This is a genomic window from Curtobacterium sp. AC268 (assembly GCF_979258745.1).
The window spans coordinates 1,990,389-2,007,500 of sequence record NZ_OZ409878.1; the positions used below are offsets into that span (position 1 = coordinate 1,990,389).

General features: G+C 71.6%; 16 protein-coding genes and 1 pseudogene. 2 read left to right on the forward strand and 15 right to left on the reverse strand.

Annotation, left to right across the window (positions count from 1 at the left end; all coding sequences use genetic code 11):
* Window positions 1-95: 95 nt before the first annotated feature.
* The 9 genes and pseudogenes from tsaD to glmS form a co-directional block, all read right to left on the reverse strand.
* Window positions 96-1,152 (reverse strand): annotated as a pseudogene (tsaD, locus tag ACZZ9K_RS09350) (tRNA (adenosine(37)-N6)-threonylcarbamoyltransferase complex transferase subunit TsaD).
* Window positions 1,139-1,684: a ribosomal protein S18-alanine N-acetyltransferase gene (gene rimI, locus ACZZ9K_RS09355; protein WP_463443911.1), complete on the reverse strand. Its 546-nt coding sequence runs from the start codon at window positions 1,682-1,684 to the stop codon at window positions 1,139-1,141. The pseudogene tsaD and the gene rimI overlap by 14 nt, the downstream one beginning before the upstream one ends.
* On the reverse strand, window positions 1,681-2,316 hold the full coding sequence (gene tsaB / locus ACZZ9K_RS09360; RefSeq protein WP_463443912.1) for a tRNA (adenosine(37)-N6)-threonylcarbamoyltransferase complex dimerization subunit type 1 TsaB: 636 nt from the start codon (window positions 2,314-2,316) through the stop codon (window positions 1,681-1,683). The genes rimI and tsaB overlap by 4 nt, the downstream gene beginning before the upstream one ends.
* 20 nt (window positions 2,317-2,336) lie before the next feature.
* Window positions 2,337-2,699, reverse strand: a complete 363-nt coding sequence (locus ACZZ9K_RS09365) for a GNAT family N-acetyltransferase (RefSeq protein WP_463443913.1) — start codon at window positions 2,697-2,699, stop codon at window positions 2,337-2,339.
* 92 nt (window positions 2,700-2,791) lie between these two features.
* Entirely contained in the window at window positions 2,792-3,301 is a 510-nt protein-coding gene (gene tsaE / locus ACZZ9K_RS09370; RefSeq protein ID WP_463443914.1) for a tRNA (adenosine(37)-N6)-threonylcarbamoyltransferase complex ATPase subunit type 1 TsaE, read from the reverse strand.
* Window positions 3,298-4,464 carry an alanine racemase gene (gene alr, locus ACZZ9K_RS09375; RefSeq protein ID WP_463443915.1) on the reverse strand — a complete coding sequence of 389 codons (1,167 nt, stop codon included), beginning with the start codon at window positions 4,462-4,464 and terminating at the stop codon, window positions 3,298-3,300. Before alr (ACZZ9K_RS09375) ends, tsaE begins: the two co-directional genes overlap by 4 nt.
* Window positions 4,461-5,564 carry an alanine racemase gene (alr, locus tag ACZZ9K_RS09380; RefSeq protein WP_071406148.1) on the reverse strand — a complete coding sequence of 368 codons (1,104 nt, stop codon included), beginning with the start codon at window positions 5,562-5,564 and terminating at the stop codon, window positions 4,461-4,463. Before alr (ACZZ9K_RS09380) ends, alr (ACZZ9K_RS09375) begins: the two co-directional genes overlap by 4 nt.
* Window positions 5,561-5,956 carry a holo-ACP synthase gene (locus tag ACZZ9K_RS09385; RefSeq protein WP_071245460.1) on the reverse strand — a complete coding sequence of 132 codons (396 nt, stop codon included), beginning with the start codon at window positions 5,954-5,956 and terminating at the stop codon, window positions 5,561-5,563. Before ACZZ9K_RS09385 ends, alr (ACZZ9K_RS09380) begins: the two co-directional genes overlap by 4 nt.
* 8 nt (window positions 5,957-5,964) lie before the next feature.
* The gene (gene glmS / locus ACZZ9K_RS09390) at window positions 5,965-7,812 is read right to left on the reverse strand and encodes a glutamine--fructose-6-phosphate transaminase (isomerizing) (protein WP_463443916.1); all 1,848 of its coding nucleotides are present in this window, start codon (window positions 7,810-7,812) and stop codon (window positions 5,965-5,967) included.
* Between the two features lie 70 nt (window positions 7,813-7,882).
* On the opposite strand from glmS, the gene ACZZ9K_RS09395 reads away from it, so the two are divergent.
* Together ACZZ9K_RS09395 and coaA are read left to right on the forward strand one after the other, a co-directional pair.
* The gene (locus ACZZ9K_RS09395; protein WP_182065709.1) at window positions 7,883-8,368 is read left to right on the forward strand and encodes a glutathione peroxidase; all 486 of its coding nucleotides are present in this window, start codon (window positions 7,883-7,885) and stop codon (window positions 8,366-8,368) included.
* Between the two features lie 104 nt (window positions 8,369-8,472).
* Entirely contained in the window at window positions 8,473-9,417 is a 945-nt protein-coding gene (gene coaA / locus ACZZ9K_RS09400) for a type I pantothenate kinase (RefSeq protein WP_027466714.1), read from the forward strand.
* A 93-nt stretch (window positions 9,418-9,510) separates the two neighbouring features.
* On the opposite strand, the gene glmM is transcribed toward coaA, so the two are convergent.
* The 6 genes from glmM to truA all read right to left on the reverse strand — a co-directional run bounded on the left by glmM (window position 9,511) and on the right by truA (window position 17,046).
* On the reverse strand, window positions 9,511-10,884 hold the full coding sequence (gene glmM, locus ACZZ9K_RS09405; protein ID WP_071245465.1) for a phosphoglucosamine mutase: 1,374 nt from the start codon (window positions 10,882-10,884) through the stop codon (window positions 9,511-9,513).
* 22 nt (window positions 10,885-10,906) lie between these two features.
* Entirely contained in the window at window positions 10,907-11,392 is a 486-nt protein-coding gene (rpsI, locus tag ACZZ9K_RS09410) for a 30S ribosomal protein S9 (protein WP_027466716.1), read from the reverse strand.
* A 37-nt stretch (window positions 11,393-11,429) separates the two neighbouring features.
* Entirely contained in the window at window positions 11,430-11,876 is a 447-nt protein-coding gene (gene rplM / locus ACZZ9K_RS09415) for a 50S ribosomal protein L13 (RefSeq protein ID WP_027466717.1), read from the reverse strand.
* Between the two features lie 330 nt (window positions 11,877-12,206).
* The gene (locus ACZZ9K_RS09420) at window positions 12,207-15,272 is read right to left on the reverse strand and encodes an ExeM/NucH family extracellular endonuclease (protein WP_463443917.1); all 3,066 of its coding nucleotides are present in this window, start codon (window positions 15,270-15,272) and stop codon (window positions 12,207-12,209) included.
* 125 nt (window positions 15,273-15,397) lie between these two features.
* Window positions 15,398-16,141 (reverse strand): MBL fold metallo-hydrolase, encoded by a 744-nt coding sequence (locus ACZZ9K_RS09425; protein WP_463443918.1) that lies wholly within the window; start codon window positions 16,139-16,141, stop codon window positions 15,398-15,400.
* Window positions 16,138-17,046 (reverse strand): tRNA pseudouridine(38-40) synthase TruA, encoded by a 909-nt coding sequence (truA, locus tag ACZZ9K_RS09430; protein ID WP_463443919.1) that lies wholly within the window; start codon window positions 17,044-17,046, stop codon window positions 16,138-16,140. The genes ACZZ9K_RS09425 and truA overlap by 4 nt, the downstream gene beginning before the upstream one ends.
* Window positions 17,047-17,112: the final 66 nt, after the last annotated feature.

Genomic DNA, 17,112 nt, shown 5'->3' on the forward strand with positions numbered 1-17,112 from the left:
CCGGTCTCTCCGACGCCCGTGTGAATCCTCCCACAGGCTCCCGACGACCGACCGGGTGCGGCCGGTCAGACCTGGTCAGAGCTGGTCAGAGCTGGTCAGACCTGGACGGTCGTCACCGGCAGGGTCGAGTCCGCGGCGATGCCGAGGTCGCTCGGCGCGTGCCCCTCGGCCACGAGTCGGGCGCCGACGGCGGCGATCATCGCGCCGTTGTCGGTGCACAGGTCGAACGGCGGGATCCGGAGCCGCACGCCAGCGGCCGCGCAGCGCCTCCTCGGCGACCTGTCGCAGTCGGGCGTTCGCGACGACCCCACCGCCGAGCAGCAGCCGGTCGACCCCGGTGTCGCGGCACGCGTTCAGGGCCTTGGTCAGCAGGACGTCGACGACGGCCTCGCGGAAGCTCGCGGCGACGTCGGCCACCGGCACCTCGCGGCCCTCGTCGCGGCAGCGCTCGACCGACCGTGCGACGGCGGTCTTGAGCCCCGAGAACGAGAAGTCGTACCGGTGCGCGGCCATGTCCTTCGGCAGCGTCAGTCCCCGGGGGAACCGGATCGCCTTGGGGTCGCCGTCGGCCGCGGCTCGGTCGATCTGCGGGCCGCCGGGGTAGGGCAGTCCGAGCAGCCGCGCGACCTTGTCGAACGCCTCGCCCGCCGCGTCGTCGATCGTCTCGCCGAGCAGTTCGACGTCGCCGACCAGGTCCCGCACCAGCAGCAGTGACGTGTGACCGCCGGAGACCAGCAGCGCGATCGTCGGCAGCTCGATCTCGCTGCCGTCCTCGCGCAGCACGTCGGCGCCGACGTGCCCGACCAGGTGGTTCACGCCGTACAGGGGCTTGCCGGTGGCCACGGCGAGCGCCTTCGCGGCCCCCACCCCGACCATGAGCGCCCCTGCCAAGCCCGGTCCGGCGGTCACCGCGACGGCGTCGAGTTCGTCGAGGGTGACGCCGGCACGGTCGAGCGCCTCGTGCAGCGTCGGGGTCATCGCCTCCAGGTGGGCCCGTGCAGCGACCTCGGGCACGACCCCGCCGTAGCGCGCGTGCTCGTCCATGCTCGAGGCGATCACGTTCGCGAGCAGGGTGCTCCCCCGCACGATGCCGACGCCAGTCTCGTCACAGCTCGTCTCGATGCCGAGCACCAGTGGTTCAGTCGCGCTCACCGAGGGCCTCCTGTCCGATGGGTCCGACGCCCGACGACCGCTCGGCGTCCGGGCCCGGCAGTTCCGCCCGCATCACCCACGCGTCGACGCCGTCCGGTTGGTAGTAACGCGGTCGGGTCGCGATGTGCTCGAACCCGAACGCCGTGTACATCGCCTGCGCCACGGGGTTGTCCGCGCGCACCTCGAGGAACACCTCGCGCACACCGCGGCGACGCGCCTCGTCGAGCAGCTCCGTGAACAGGACCCTCCCGAGCCCCTTGCCGCGCTGGTCCGCGGCGACTGCGATGGTCTGCACGTCGGCCACCGGGTTCCCCGCGAGCGACGAGAGCCCGGCGTACCCGACGACCAGCGGGGCAGAGGCGTCGTCGACCGTCTCGATCACGACGTAGTACCCGTGCGGTGAGTACAGCTCGCCGGACATCTGCGACGCCGACCAGGCGTCCGTCGGGAACGAGACGTGCTCGAGCCACATGATGTCGTCGAGGTCCTGCGGGTGTGCTCGCCGCAGGCGGAGCCCGTCCGGCAGGGTCACTGCTTCACCCGCTTCGGCGCACCCGGCACCGTGACGTCGGGGTCGCGCAGGTACAGGGGCGTGTCCTGGTCGAACGCCGCACCGGACGCGAGCCGGTCCGCGGCGAGCGAGCCGAGCCTCCAGGCCGGGATGGACAGGGCCGTCACGCGGTCCCAGCCCACCGCTCCGGGCCGGGAGGCGCGGATCGCGTCGTCGAGATCGGCGGGCTTGGCGAGTCCGGGGCCGGCCACGCGGACGCCGTCGGCGTCGTAGGCGCTCCAGTAGACCTCGCGGCGGCGGGCATCCGTGAGGACGACGAACGGCCCGGCGATCCCCGAGTCGCGCTGGTCGAGGGCGACGGCGTCGTGGCTGACGAGGGGCAGGACGGGGACGCCGCGGGCTGCGGCGAAGGTGCGGGCGGCGGCGATGCCGACGCGCAGGCCGGTGAAGGGGCCGGGGCCCATGCCGGCGACGACGCCGGTGACGTCGGCTCCGGTGATGCCGGCCTCGGCGAGGGTCTCGGCGAGGAACGGACCGATCACCTCGGCATGCCGGCGGCTGTCCTCGGTGTCACGGGTCGCGAGGGCCTGGCCAGTGGCCGGGTCGACGACGGCGACGGAGGTCCCGGCGGAGGTGTCGATCGCGAGCAGCACCCGTCCATCGTAGGCGGCGGTCAGCGCACCGGCAGCCCGCGGGACCACGCGACCTCGTGGTCCAACTGCCCGGTCCGACGGAACAGGCGGACCTGGTGGGTGTCCGGCAGCGCGGCGGCCAGTGCCTGTCGGTCGGCGGGCGTGAAGCCGAGCGACTGCCAGAACGGACCGGAGCGACGCGAGAACAGCCACGCACGCTCGGCACCGGCCTCGGTCGCCCGCTGGATCGCGAACCGCGCCAGGCGCGTACCGGCCCCGGAACCGCGGTGCTGCGGCGCGACGGCCACACTCCGGACGAGGACGTGCCGGCCGTCAGCGCTCGCCTCGAATCCGGTGCTGCCGACCACCCTGCCGTCGTCGTCGCGGTCGAGCCAGAGCCGCACCGTCGGCTCGTCGAGGCCCGCGAGGGTCAGGTCGGCACCGACGAGGAACGCGCGGAGCGCCTCGACGTCGTCCGCGTCGACGGGCTGCAGGGTCAGAGGGCCACGCCTTCCCAGCGCGGACCGGTGGCGGTGACGACGACACGGCGGGGCTCGTCGGGCACGTCGTCCGGGTCCGTGTCGTGAGCGGCTGCGTCGTCGGCACCGGTGGCACGGGTGATCTCGACGTCGAGCACGCTGTCGCTGATGCCGTCGACCATGCCGCGGCCCCACTCGACGACGACGATGGCGGCGTCCCAGTCGAGGTCGAGGTCGTCGAGCTCGACCGGGTCGGACAGGCGGTAGGCGTCGACGTGCACCAGGTCGGGGCCGACGGTCGTCGGGTGCGTCCGGGCGAGGACGAAGGTCGGGCTGGACACCTGGCCGCGTGCGCCGAGTGCGGCGCCGAGCCCGCGCGTCAGGGTCGTCTTGCCGGCACCGAGCGGCCCGGTGAGCACGACGAGGTCCCCCGCGCGCAGCACCGCGGCCAACCGGGCCCCGAGCTCCCCCATCGCCTCGGTGCCGTCGACGGTGGTGTCGAGCAGGACGTGCGCCGACCCGGTCACGGCCGCTCGCCCCGCAGGTACTCCCCGACCCGTCCCTCGATGTCGTGGCCCTCGTAGAACCGGGGCACACGGCTGCCGATCCGGCAGACGATCTCCTCGCCGATGGTCTCGAGCGCCGCGCCCCACTCGAGCACGGTCATCTCGTCGTGCTCGCCGGTGCCGAAGAGCACGACGGTGTCGCCGGTCTGCACGTCGTCCTCGCCGACGTCCACCAGGAACTGGTCCATCGCGACGCGGCCGGCGATCGGGTAGCGCTTGCCGCGGATCGCGACCTCGATGCGGCCCTGCGCCAGACGCGGGACACCGTCGGCGTACCCGACGGGCACGAGGGCCAGGGTCGTCTCGGTCGCGGTGCGGTACGTGTAGTCGTAGGAGACGCCGGTGTCGACGGGGACGCGCTTCGTCTTCGCGACCGACGCGGTCAGGGTCATCACCGGCTCGAGTCCGAGGTCGGCCGCCGAGACGCCGTCGGCTCCGGGGATGCCGAACAGGTTCGCGCCCATCCGGACCATGTCCTTACGGAACTCCTTGCGCTCCAGCCCCGCGAGCGACGCGGCGACGTGCTCCATCGGGACGTCGAGCCCCAGGTCCTCGGCGATCTCGATCGCGGCGTCGAACACGGCGACCGCGGCGCTGTCCTCGTGGTCGGACGCCTCGGCCAGGTGCGTGTACGCGGCGACCACCTCGATGCGGCCGTTCCGCTGGGCGTCCCGGGCGAGCTCGACGAGCGCCGGCCAGTCCGCCGGGATCGCGCCGTCGCGGTGCAGGCCGGAGTCGACGCCGAGGTGCACCCGGGCCGGTCGCTGGTCGACGGCGTCGACGATGCGCTGCAGCTCGGCGACGTTCGAGACGCCGAGGTCGACGGCCGAGTCGATGGCGTCACGGAAGTCCAGGTCGGGGTCGTGCTGCCAGGTGAACAGGTGGACGTCCTCGCCGACGCCGATGGAGCGCAGGCGCAGGGCCGCGGGCACCGTCAGCACACCGATCCAGCGGATGCCGGCATCGACGGCGGCGAGCGCGATCGGCTCGAGGCCGTGCCCGTACGCGTCGGCCTTCATGATCGCCATCACGGCGACCGGGTCCATCCACTCACGGACACGGTCGAGGTTGGCACGGTAGGCGTCGAGGTCGATACGGGCCTGACGCAGCGGTGCGGAGCTCACGTCGTCCTCCGTTCCACGCTGCGGCCGATCCGGGCGACCACCTCGTAGTTGATCGTGCCGATGGCGTCGGCCCAGTCCTCGACGGCGGGGTCGCCGTTCGCGGGGTCGCCCCACAGCACCGCCTCGTCGCCGACCTGCACGTCGGCGTCACCGATGTCGACGTGCATGGCGTTCATCGCGACGCGTCCGACCACGGGGAACGTCCGGTCGCCGATCCGCACCGAGACCCGGTTGCCGAAGTCGCGGTCGAAGCCGTCCGCGTAGCCGAGGCCGATCACGGCGAGACGGGTGTCCGTCTCGGCGCGCCAGGTGTAGCCGTAGGAGACGCCGTCGCCCGCAGCGACCGGCACGGTGCGGAGCACGGCGGCGGTGACCCGCATCGCCGGGCGCAGCCCCAGGTCGGCCGAGGTGCGACCGTCGAAGGGGCTCAGCCCGTACAGGGCGAGTCCGACGCGGGACAGGTCGTGGCGGGTCTCCGGCACGGCGATGCTCGCGGCACTCGCGGCGAGGTGCACCACGTCCGGCACGATGCCGTTCGCGGCGAGGCCGTCCAGCGCCCGCTGCAGTGCGGCGTCCTGGTCGAGGTCGTCGGTGCGCGACGCGTTCGACAGGTGGGACATGAGCCCCTCGACCCGGGTGCGGTTGCCGCCGCGGGCCAGGGCGCCGGCGGTCGCGAAGAGCTCGGCCCACTCGGACTCGACCGCACCGTTGCGGCTCAGGCCGGTGTCGACGCACAGGTGCACGGCGCGGACGTCGGAGTCGGCTGCTGCGGAGAGTTGCTCGACGCTCGACACCGCGGGCGTGACGTCGAACTGCGCCGCGCGGCGGAAGTCCTCGTCGGGGGCGTGCAGCCACGCGAGGATCCGGACCCCCTCGTCGATGCCACCTTGACGGAGCGCGACGGCCTCGTCGATGTCGGCGACCCCGAGCCACTCCGCACCGGCGTCCACAAAGGCCTGCGCGGCGTCGAGGGCCCCGTGACCGTAGGCGTTCGCCTTGACCACCGCGATGACCCCGGCCGGGGCGACCCGGTCGGCGATGGTCGCGTAGTTCTCGATCAGGGCTCCGCGATCGACCGTGATGCCGGTGAACGCGCTCACGGGACCGTTCCTTCCAGGACCACGTCTGTTCCTTCCAGGACCACGAACGCGGTCGCGATCCCTCCATCATGCGAGAGCGACAGGTGCACGCTCGTCACGCCACGCGCGTCAGCCACCTGCCGGGCGCCCTGGTGCAGGGTGAGCGACGGGTTCCGCTGGTCGTCGGACACGACCTCGAGGTCCTGCCAGCTCAGCCCGGCACTCGACCCGAAGGCCTTGATCAGGGCTTCCTTCGCCGCGAACCGTGCGGCGAGGGACGCGATCGGCCGGGGTTCGCCGTCACGGACCTGCTCGGACGGCGTGAACAGCCGCGCCCGCATCGCCGGTGTGCGCTCCAGCACCCGTTCGAACCGCTCCAGGTCGACCACGTCGACCCCGATCCCGATGATCACCGTCGCGACTACTCGACGGTGACCGACTTCGCGAGGTTGCGTGGCTGGTCGACGTCGAGGCCCTTGGCGGCGGCGAGCTCCATGCCGAACATGTGCAGCGGTGCCACGGCGAGCAGCGGCTCGAACAGCGGGGTCGCGAGCGGGATCCGCAGGACCTCGTCGGCGAAGGGCAGCACCGCGGCGTCGCCCTCTTCGGCGATCGCGATCACCCGGGCACCGCGGGCGCGGATCTCCTGGATGTTCGAGACGACCTTCGGGTGCAGCGACCGGGGGTCGCGCGGCGACGGCACGATGACGAAGACGATCTGTCCCGGCTCGATCAGGGCGATCGGGCCGTGCTTGAGCTCTCCGGCGGCGAAGCCCTCGGCGTGGATGTACGCGAGCTCCTTGAGCTTGAGGGCCCCCTCGAGCGCGATCGGGTAGCCGACGTGGCGACCGAGGAACAGCACGCTTCGGGTGTCCGCCATCCAGCGGGCCAGGTCCTTGATGCCGGCGGCGTCCTCGATGGTCTGCTGCAGCTTCGGGGCGAGCCCCTCGAGCTCGGCGACCTGCTCGGCGATCTGCTCGGTGGTGAGCGTGCCGCGCAGCGTCGCCAGGTGCAGCCCGAGCAGGTACAGCGCGACGCCCTGGGCGATGAAGGCCTTGGTCGACGCGACGGCGACCTCGGGTCCGGCGTGCGTGTAGATCACGGCATCGGACTCACGCGGGATCGTGGCGCCCTGGGTGTTGCAGATCGACAGGACCTGCGCGCCCTGCTCGCGGGCGTACTTGACGGCCATGAGCGTGTCCATGGTCTCGCCGGACTGGCTGATCGAGACGACCAGGGTGCGCTCGTTCAGCACCGGGTCGCGGTACCGGAACTCGTGCGCGAGCTCGACCTCGACCGGCACACGCGCCCACTGCTCGATGGCGTACTTGCCGAGGATGCCGGCGTAGGCGGCGGTGCCGCAGGCGATCACGATGACGCGGTCGACGGTCGCCAGGCGGTCGGCGATCGGGTCGAGGTCGGTCAGCGTGACGGCGCCGTCGTGCACGCGACCGAGGATCGTCTTCGCGACGGCCTCGGGCTCCTCGCTGATCTCCTTCGCCATGAACGAGCTCCAGCCGCCCTTGTCGGCGGCGGAGGCGTCCCAGTTGACCTCGAACTCGCTCGGCGTGGCCGGGGTGCCGTCGAAGTGGATGACTTCCACGCCGTCGGGGCGGATCGTGGCGATCTCGTCCTGCCCGATCGACAGCGCGCGCTGCGTGTAGGCGACGAACGCGGCGACGTCCGAGCCCATGAAGTTCTCGCCGTCACCGAGCCCGACCACCAGGGGCGAGTTGCGACGGGCGCCGACGACGACGCCGGGCTGGTCGGCGTGCACGACGAGGAGCGTGAAGGCCCCCTCGAGTCGCTGCACGGCCTGCTGCATGGCTGCGGTCAGGTCACCGGTCTCGCGGAAGGCGCGTCCGACCAGGTGCGCGGCGACCTCGGAGTCGGTCTCGCTGCGGAACTCGATGCCCTCGGCCTGCAGTTCGGCGCGGAGCTCGGAGAAGTTCTCGATGATGCCGTTGTGGATGAGAGCGAGCTTGTCGCCGTCGGCCAGGTGCGGGTGGGCGTTGCCGTCGGTCGGGCCACCGTGGGTCGCCCAGCGGGTGTGCCCGATGCCGGTCGCGCCGTCCGGGATCGGCGACGACTCGAGCTCGTCGACCAGCGCCTGGAGCTTGCCGGCCTTCTTGGCCGACACGAGGTCTCCGGCTGGGTCGACGACGGCGATGCCCGCCGAGTCGTAGCCGCGGTACTCGAGGCGACGGAGGCCACCGAGGAGGACGTCCTGGCTGCTGTTGCTGCCGACGTAGCCGACGATTCCACACATGGAACCGATCCTACGGTCTGCCTGGACGCCCACCCTGCGAAGTCCCGGGGGTGGGGATAACGTTTCGGCCATGGGACGCTTCGACGACATCGCCATCACCACGCTGCACGGCGAGGACACCACGTTCGGCGCCTACGCCGACAAGGCCGTACTGGTCGTGAACGTCGCCTCTCGGTGCGGCCTCGCCCCGCAGTACGAGCAGCTCGAGGCCCTGCAGAAGCAGTACGGTCCCCGCGGGTTCACGGTGCTGGGCTTCCCGAGCAACCAGTTCCTGCAGGAGCTCGGCTCGTCCGAGGCGATCGACGAGTACTGCTCCACCACGTGGGGTGTGACGTTCCCGATGTCCGAGAAGGTCAAGGTCAACGGCAAGAGCGCGCACCCGCTCTACCAGGCCCTCAAGGAGACCCCGGACGCCGACGGCAAGGCCGGCCGGGTCGCCTGGAACTTCGAGAAGTTCCTCATCGCCCCCGACGGCACCGTGACGCGCTTCCGTCCCACCACGAAGCCGGACGCCCCCGAGGTCGTCGCCGCCATCGAGGCGGCCCTGCCCGCCTGACGCGTCGCGTCCTGCGGGCGCGCACCGGGCACTGGACGGGAGGCCCGGGGCACGTGAGCCGACCGCTCACGTGCCCCGGGCCTGGCGTCTGTACGCTCGATCCCATGCCGTTCTCGGAGACCGCCGTCGCGCACCCGACCCCGTTCGTGGAGATCCCGCGTGACGAGTGGTCCCAGCTCGCCCCGAAGGAGCACCTGTCGCTCACCGAGACCGAGATCGTGCAGCTGCGCGGTCTCGGCGACCGGTTGGACATGCAGGAGGTGCAGGAGGTCTACCTGCCCCTGTCCCGCCTGCTCACGCTCTACGCCGCCGGTGCGCGCAACCTGCACGCCGAGACGAGCCGGTTCCTCGGGGAACGCGCCGGCCGCACGCCGTTCGTCATCGGCGTCGCGGGCTCCGTCGCGGTCGGCAAGTCCACGGTCGCCCGTCTGCTGCGCGAGCTGACGAAGCGCTGGCCGGACACCCCTCGGGTCGAGCTCGTGACGACCGACGGCTTCCTGTACCCGAACGCCGAGCTGGAGCGACGCGGGATCATGGACCGCAAGGGCTTCCCGGAGTCGTACGACCGCCGTTCCCTGCTGCGCTTCGTGAGCCAGGTGAAGAGCGGGGCGACCGAGGTCCGCGCGCCGTACTACTCGCACCTGGTCTACGACATCGTGCCCGATGCCGAGATCGTCGTCCGGCAGCCCGACGTGCTCATCGTCGAGGGCCTCAACGTGCTGGCGCCGCCGGTGCACGGGCGGCTCGCGCTGTCCGACCTGTTCGACTTCACGATCTACGTGGACGCGAAGACGAAGGACATCGAGTCCTGGTACGTCGACCGGTTCCTCGCGCTGCAGGAAGAGGCGTTCTCGAGCCCCGACTCGTTCTTCCACCGGTTCGCCTCGCTCTCGCGTGAGGACGCGGTACGGACGGCGACCGAGGTCTGGCGGGCGATCAACGAGCCGAACCTGATCGAGAACGTGCTGCCCACGCGCTCCCGCGCCACCCTGGTGCTGAAGAAGGGCGCGAACCACAAGGTGAACTCGGTCCTGCTCCGCAAGATCTAGCGGTAGGGCAGCGCAAAACATCGGTGTTCGCGAGCTGAACCGCGGTCTGCGCGTGTTCAACCGGCGAACACCGGTGTCTTGCGGAGGAAACCCCTAGGCGGCGTCGAGCGCCAGGCGGTCCTGCACGACGGCGGCGAGCTCCTCGGCGATGCGCTGGGCATCGTCCTGCGAGGCAGCCTCGACCATGACGCGCACGACCGGCTCGGTGCCCGACGGACGGAGCAGCACACGGCCGCTGTCCCCGAGCGCCTCGCTGGCGGCGGCGATGGCGTCCTGCACGCCCTGGTCGGCGAGCCCGTGACGATCGACGCCCCGGACGTTGAGCAGCACCTGCGGGAACACGGTCATGCACGAGGCGAGCTCCTGCAGCGACTTCCCCGTCCGCGCCATCTCGGCCACCAGGTGCAGCCCGGTCAGGATGCCGTCGCCCGTGGTGGCGAACTCGTTGAAGATGATGTGGCCGGACTGCTCGCCACCGATGGAGTAGTCGCCCTCGGTCATCTTCTCGAGCACGTAGCGGTCACCCACGCCGGCCTCGATCACGGTGATGCCAGCGTCGGCCATGGCGCGTTTCAGCCCGAGGTTCGACATGACCGTCGCGACGAGGGTGTCGTCCTTCAGGCGGCCGCGCTCCTGCAGGGACAGCGCGAGGATCGCCATGATCTGGTCACCGTCGATCGCGTTGCCCGCGGCGTCGACCGCCAGGCAACGGTCCGCGTCACCGTCGTGCGCGATGCCGACGTCGGCACCGTGCTCGAGCACCGCGCGGGCGAGGTTGTCGATGTGGGTCGACCCGACGCCGTCGTTGATGTTCCAGCCGTCGGGGTCGGCGCCGATGAGCGTCACGCGGGCCCCCGCGTTGACGAAGACCTCGGGCGAGACGCCGGCGGCGGCACCGTTGGCGCAGTCGAGCACCACGTGGATGCCGTCGAGCCGGTGCGGCAGCGTGCCGAGCAGGTGCACCACGTAGCGGTCCTCGGCGTCGGCGAACCGCGAGATGCGCCCGACGTCGATGCCGGTGGGGGTGGGTGCGGAGTGGTCGTGCATGGCCGCTTCGATGCGGTCCTCGACCTCGTCCGGCAGCTTGCGGCCACCCGTGGCGAAGAACTTGATCCCGTTGTCGGGAGCGGGGTTGTGCGATGCGGAGATCATCACGCCGAAGTCGGCGTCGATGTCCGCGACGAGGAACGCCGCGGCGGGGGTGGGGATGACCCCGGCGTCGAGCACGTCGACGCCGGCCGAGGCGAGCCCGGCCGCGACGGCGGCACCGAGGAACTCGCCGGAGACGCGCGGGTCGCGCGCGAGGACCGCGCGCGGGCGCGGTCGACCCGACGCCCGGCGGGCGTCGGCATGGTGTCCGTGTGTGAGGACGGCCGCGCTCGCCTGGGCAAGACCCAGTGCGAGCGCGGCCGTCAGCTCGCCGTTGGCGAGACCACGAACCCCGTCGGTACCGAACAGACGCGGCATGGCGATCTTCAGCCGGTGACGACTAGCGCTTCGAGAACTGCGACGCCTTGCGGGCCTTCTTGAGACCGGCCTTCTTGCGCTCGATGACGCGGGCGTCACGGGTGAGGAAGCCGGCCTTCTTGAGGGTCGCGCGGTTGTTCTCGCGGTCGATCTCGTTCAGGGTGCGGGCGATGGCGAGGCGGAGCGCGCCGGCCTGACCCGAGGGGCCACCACCGGTGATGCGGGCGACGACGTCGTACGAGCCGAGGAGCTCGAGCACCTTGAAGGGGTCGTTGATGAGCTGCTGGTGCAGCTTGTTCGGGAAGTAGTCCTCGAGCGTGCGGCCGTTCACGACGAACGTGCCGGAGCCCGGGACGAGCCGGACGCGCGCGATGGCCTCCTTGCGGCGCCCGACGGCACCGCCGGAGACGTTGAGGATCTGACGGGGAGCAGCCTCGGCAGCGGCGGGTGCGCTCTCCGTGGTGAAGCTCTCCGGGGTCTGGTCGAGGGAATCAGCGATCTGAGCCATGAGTTTTTTCGTGTCCTTGAAGTCGTCGTGGCCGGAACTACTGTGCGACCTGGTCGAAGATGTACGGCTTGGGCTGCTGCGCGGCGTGCGGGTGCTCCGCGCCGGCGTAGACCTTCAGCTTCTTGAGCTGCTCGCGGCCGAGGGTGTTCTTCGGCAGCATGCCGCGGATCGCCTTCTCGACGGCGCGGGTGGGGTGCTTCTCGAGCATCTCCGGGTAGGAGGTCGCCGTCAGGCCGCCCGGGTAACCCGAGTGACGGTAGTAGACCTTCTTCGCGAGCTTCGAACCGGTCAGGGCGACCTTGTCGGCGTTCACGATGATGACGAAGTCACCCATGTCCATGTGCTGGGCGAAGGTGGCCTTGTGCTTGCCGCGCAGGAGCGCCGCGGCGTGGGTGGCGAGACGGCCGAGGACGACGTCGGTGGCGTCGATGACGATCCAGTCGTGCTGGACGTCTGCCGGCTTCGGTGAGAACGTGCGAGTCACAGGAGTGCTGCTTTCGTGTCGAGGTGAGGAGTCCGTGAATCCCACTCCGGTCGGGAGTTCCACGGGCAGAAGCACGGGGAACACCTCTGTTGGAGGGCTCATCTGACTGTCCGCGCGCGGGGCGCACAGACCAAGGTGAGAGCTTAGCCGACGCGGGGTACGTCGGTCAAACGCGTCCCGCTGCCGGCCTGGAGGCGCGGGGCGGCCCCGCACCGCGCCTCCCGTCCGTCGCGCGGTCGCGCCCACCACCCATGGTGCGCAGAAACGGTCGGGTCCGCTGTTCGAACCCGACCATTCCTGCTCACGAAGTGCGCCCGTGGGGCGTGGGGACTACTCCGCAGCCACCGTCCGACGTCGGCGACGCACGACCAGCACACCCGCACCCGCCGCGAACAGCAGGAACGCCACCACCGCACCGGCACCGAGCCCTGCGGCACCCGTGAACGCGAGCTGCCCATCCGCGGTGATCGTGATCGGCGTCCACCCGATCAACGACCCGTCAGCAGCCGTCACCGCCAACCGGTGCACCCCAGCCACCGTGTCCGCCGGGATCGTCACCCGCACCGTCCCGTCAGCAGCCACCACCGCCGTACCGATCAACGTCGGCTCCGAGAACAACCACGCGTTCACCGTGTCACCGGCCGACGCCGTGCCCACCGTCACCGTGATCGTCTCCCCCGCACGAGCCGACGCCGGAGCCGACACCCCACCACGGTTCGCCTCCGTCAACAGCGACCCCGACGGCGCCACCGGAGCAACCGGCGGGGTGATCCCGTCGACCGGCGGCACCGGAGTCGGCACCGGCGTCGGGGTCGGGGTCGGCACCGGCGTCGGGTCCGTGCCCGGGTCGGTGCCCGCGGCGTCGAGGTCGAACCCGACCAGGATCGGGTCGTGGTCGCTCGCCCGGTACACGTCGTCGTTGTACAGGTTCGTCGCGTTGTAGTTGTAACGGCTGTACTCCAGGCCCACCGACTCGACCGAGTTGATGTTCCAGATGTCCACGCCGGTGACCGTCTCGAGCGCGGCCTCCGACGCGAACACGTGGTCGAGCGAGCCGCTCAGGCCGGAGAACACGTACGAGTACTCGGTGCTGTCGAGCGCCGGGCCGAGGTCGGTGTAACCGGCCTCGTCGAGGACCACCACCGGGTCCTCCTTGCTGTAGGCGTTGAAGTCACCGAGCATGAACACCTTGTCGGTGCCGTACTGCTCCTGCATGTCGGTGGAGAACGTCACCAGGGCCTTCGCCTGCTCGACGCGGTCGGCGTTCGACGCACCCTGCCCGTCGCCCTGGTCGGCGTTCTCGCCGGTGCCGGAGCCCTTCGACTTGAAGTGGTTCGCGATCACCAGGAAGTCGTCGTCCGCGGTGCCGCCGACCGGGCGGAACGCGTCCGCGACGGGCTGGCGGGCGTTCGTGAACGCGTCGTCGAGCAGGATCGTCGACTCGCCGACGGGCTCGACGCGGTCCTTCTTGTAGATCAGGGCGAGGCGGATCACGTCCTCGCTCGCGGGCACGACAGCCGGGGACTTCGCGTAGGCCCAGGTGTCCTGGCCGGTGGCGGCGTTGAGCGCGTCGACCAGGGTGGCCACGGCGGCGTCACGGTCCTGACCGAAGCGGACGGAGTTCTCGATCTCCTCGAGCGAGACGACGTCGGCGTCCAGGCCGTTGATCGCCTTGACGATCTTGACCTGCTGACGCAGGAAGTCCTCCTGCTCGGCGGCACCGCGGGCGTCGCAGCCCGAGTTCACCGTGACGGGGTCTCCGGCACGGTCCGTGTAGTACTTGCAGCCGGTGAGCTCGTCGCCCGTGGTCGGGAAGTAGTTGAGGACGTTGAAGCCGGCGAGCTTCAGGTCACCGCCGACGTCCTGCGGTGCCGGCCGGCGCACCTTCGAGAACGACGCCGGCAGTTCGGCGGCCGGGGTCGCACCCGTGATCGGCGCGGTCGGCTGGAACTTCCACCCGTTGTTGCGGTAGTCCAGGACGACCGGCTCGGTGAAGGTGGCCGCGGCCCCGACGGTGACCGGGCCCTGGGTGAGCCACGACACCGGGATGCCCTGGTTCGCCTGGGTCAGGAAGTTGGTGCTCGCACCGTCGTCGAGCGTGACCTTGCGCGCGGCGTTGTCGGCCTCGACGGCCTTCGCCGCGGCGCTGCCCGGGCGGCCGACCTCCGTCGGCTGGATCAGACGCTTCGTGCCGCTGGCGAGCACGACCTCGCCGTACTGGTTCGTCGTGTAGTTGTCGGCGACGGTGTACGCCCCCTGGGGAGCGACGAGCATGCTCTCGAGCGACTCGCGCTGGGCGTCGGACGACGGGAACGCGACCACGGCCGGCTGCGGTGCCGCGACGCTGCCGTCCAGCTGCTGCAGCGACGAGGCCCCGGACACCGTGAGCTCGGTCAGGCCGAAGTACTCGGACACGGCGCCGGTGACCCGCACGTGGTCGCCCTCGTGCACCAGCCCTGCGGTGGCGGACGAGAAGACGAACACGGCGTCGGACGCGGTGTGGGCGGCGAGGTTGATCGCGCCGCCGGTGCCCGGGGTCTGGATCGTGTAGCCGTTGAAGCTGCCGGTGCCGTAGACCGCGGTGACGACGCCGTCGGTCGTGACGTTCTCGCCGGCGTACGGCGAGGTGTCCGTGGTGCCCTGCAGCTGGGCGATGGTCACCGTCTCGGCGGGGGTGCCGGGCGTGGGGGTCCCGCCGTCACCCGGGTCGGTCGGTTCTGTGGGCTCGGTCGGTGCCGTGGTCTCGCCCGCGGCGTTCCGCGGGGTGAGCGTCGTCGTCACCGAGAAGTCCGCACCGTTGACGTCGGTGTCCGTGGTGCCCTGGCGGACCAGGCCGTTCGGCACGGAGTTGTCCCCGGTCACGGTCCGCACGGCCGACTCGTACGTGTTCGAGGCGCCGTAGCCGAGCAGGTCGACCACGCCGTCGGTGCCGGTGGCGACGGGTCCAGCGGCGAGCGCCAGGGGTGCGGTGGCGTCTGACAGCACGAGCGTGCCGGTGGTGCCCGACGGGTTGAGCGTCGCGGTGTCGTCGGCTGCGGGCAGGTCCTCGCCAGCCGGGCTGGCCCCGCCGTTGCCCGCCATCGACACCAGGAAGGTGCCCTTCGCCGGCACGGTGCCCTGGAGCGCACTGGCCGAGAACGTGCCGGCGCCCGTGGCGGACCGGTACTGCAACGACCACCCGTCGAGCGACACGGCGGCGTCGGTCGGGTTGCCGATCTCGACGAACTTCTCGTTGTAGAACGCGCCCTTGCTCCCCGCCTTCAGGTAGGCCTCCTCGATGACGAGGCCGGTCCCCTCGGGGTTCGCGGTCGCTGCGGTGACGGTGACGAGTGGGGCCGCGAGGAGCGTCGCGGCCGCCGTGGCGCACAGCAGAGTGCGCCCGAGGGTGTTGGCCATGCCCGCACGCTACCGACCTGCGGGGACATTCAGGTTGCGTCGAGGTAAATGATTGCGTTCGGCAACATCAGCCCGATCGCGTCGGCCGCACAGCCGATCGCGCGGCATCAGCCGATCGCGCCGCATCAGCCGATCGGCAGCCACGTCCCGCCCACACGCCGGACGGCCGGTCCGTGTCCCGGCAGCACGAGGGCCGGGAACGGCAGCGCCCGTGCCGACTCGAGCGCGCGGTCCTGGTCGGCGGTGAAGAACGGTGTGATCATCCGCGGGCGCGGGGCCCACGACCCCGGCTGGGTGTCGTGCCGGCTGACGACCGCGTCGCCGGTGACGATCGCGTCCGCCGCGGGCAGCAGGTACGCGGTCGAGCCGTCGGTGTGGCCGACGGCGAGGAACGGCGAGATCGCCCGACCCGCGAAGTCCGCACCGGTGAACGCGCGAGCGGACGGCACGGTGGTGGGTCGGAGGGCGTCGGAGCGGATCGCCCGTGCCAGCCAGGCGAGCACGCGCGGGCTGGCGAGTCGGCCGCCGATCTCCGCCGGCGTGACCTGCTGCCGTTCCGGCCCGCGCACGTTGGCGAGCTCGTCGGCGTGGGCGAGCACCTCGACGTCGGGGTACCGCTCGAGGATCCCGGGGATGCCGCCGACGTGGTCGACGTGTCCGTGCGTCACGTAGACGCGACGCAGGTCGGCGGGGTCGTGTCCGGCGGCGCGCACGGTGTCGAGCACGAGGTCGGTGTCGGCCGGGTACCCGGCGTCGATCAGCGCGACGCCGTCCTCCTCCGCCAGCACCACCCAGTTGGACACCGGGCCCTCGACGAAGACGACTCCGGGGGCGACGGACACGACGGAACGGGGTTCGCGCGGGGTCATCCCTCGACGGTACCGTCCACCGACCGTCGGGCCCGGGTCTGCTCCGCCCGCTCCGCGAGCTCCGCGTCCGCCGGGTAGCCCACCTCGGTCAGGGTCAGCCCCTTCGCGGGCGCGGTCTTGAAGGCGCTCGTGCGCTCCTCGGCGACGCGCAGTTCCTCGAGGCGGTCCGGGCCGAAGCGACCCTCGCCGACGGCGATGGTCGCGCCGACCATCGCCCGCACCATCGAGTGGCAGAAGGCGTCGGCCTGGAGGCGCGCCACCAGCACGCCGTCCGGCTCGCGGTCCCAGCGGAACTGCTGCAACGTCCGGATGGTCGTCGCTCCCTCGCGCGGCTTGCAGAACGTCGCGAAGTCGTGCAGCCCGAGCAACGTCAGCGCACCGCGCTCCATCGCTGCCGGATCGAGCCGCGCCGCGTGCCAGACCGTGTGCCCACGACGACGTGGATCGCGCGGGGCGTCGGCGTCCGCGATCCGGTACTCGTACCGGCGCCAGAGCGGCGAGAACCGCGCGTCGAACCCGGCGGGCGCCACCGAAGCTCCGGTGACGACGACGTCCCCCTCGGGTGCCGCGATGCCGTTGACCCGCTTGAGCAGCCCGTCGAGCGGTGAGCGGCCCGACCCGCGCTTGGCGGTGAGCGCGGCCCACTGCTCCGCCGACAGGTCCAGGTGTGCGACCTGCCCCGTGGCGTGCACCCCGGCGTCGGTGCGTCCGGCGACGGTGAGCAGCGGCGGTTCGCCCCAGCGGGTGAAGACGGTGGCGAGTGCGGTCTCGAGCGCGCCCTGCACGGTCCGGAGCCCGGGCTGCCGGGCCCACCCGGAGAACGCCGCCCCGTCGTAGGCGATGTCGAACCGCAGCCGCACGTCGCCCGTGCTGTCGGGGTCCTGGAAGCCGACCGTCTCGTCCACGTGACCACCGTAGCGGGGGTGGTCCGTGCCTCCCGGCCCGCGCTGGATCTGCCGGACGGCGGCCGC

Coding starts and splice junctions, on each gene's coding strand:
- glmS (WP_463443916.1), bottom strand. CDS start 7,812: ATGTGTGGAATCGTCGGCTACGTCGGCAGCAACAGCAGCCAGGACGTC.
- ACZZ9K_RS09395 (WP_182065709.1), top strand. CDS start 7,883: ATGGGACGCTTCGACGACATCGCCATCACCACGCTGCACGGCGAGGAC.
- coaA (WP_027466714.1), top strand. CDS start 8,473: ATGCCGTTCTCGGAGACCGCCGTCGCGCACCCGACCCCGTTCGTGGAG.
- glmM (WP_071245465.1), bottom strand. CDS start 10,884: ATGCCGCGTCTGTTCGGTACCGACGGGGTTCGTGGTCTCGCCAACGGC.
- rpsI (WP_027466716.1), bottom strand. CDS start 11,392: ATGGCTCAGATCGCTGATTCCCTCGACCAGACCCCGGAGAGCTTCACC.
- ACZZ9K_RS09420 (WP_463443917.1), bottom strand. CDS start 15,272: ATGGCCAACACCCTCGGGCGCACTCTGCTGTGCGCCACGGCGGCCGCG.
- ACZZ9K_RS09425 (WP_463443918.1), bottom strand. CDS start 16,141: ATGACCCCGCGCGAACCCCGTTCCGTCGTGTCCGTCGCCCCCGGAGTC.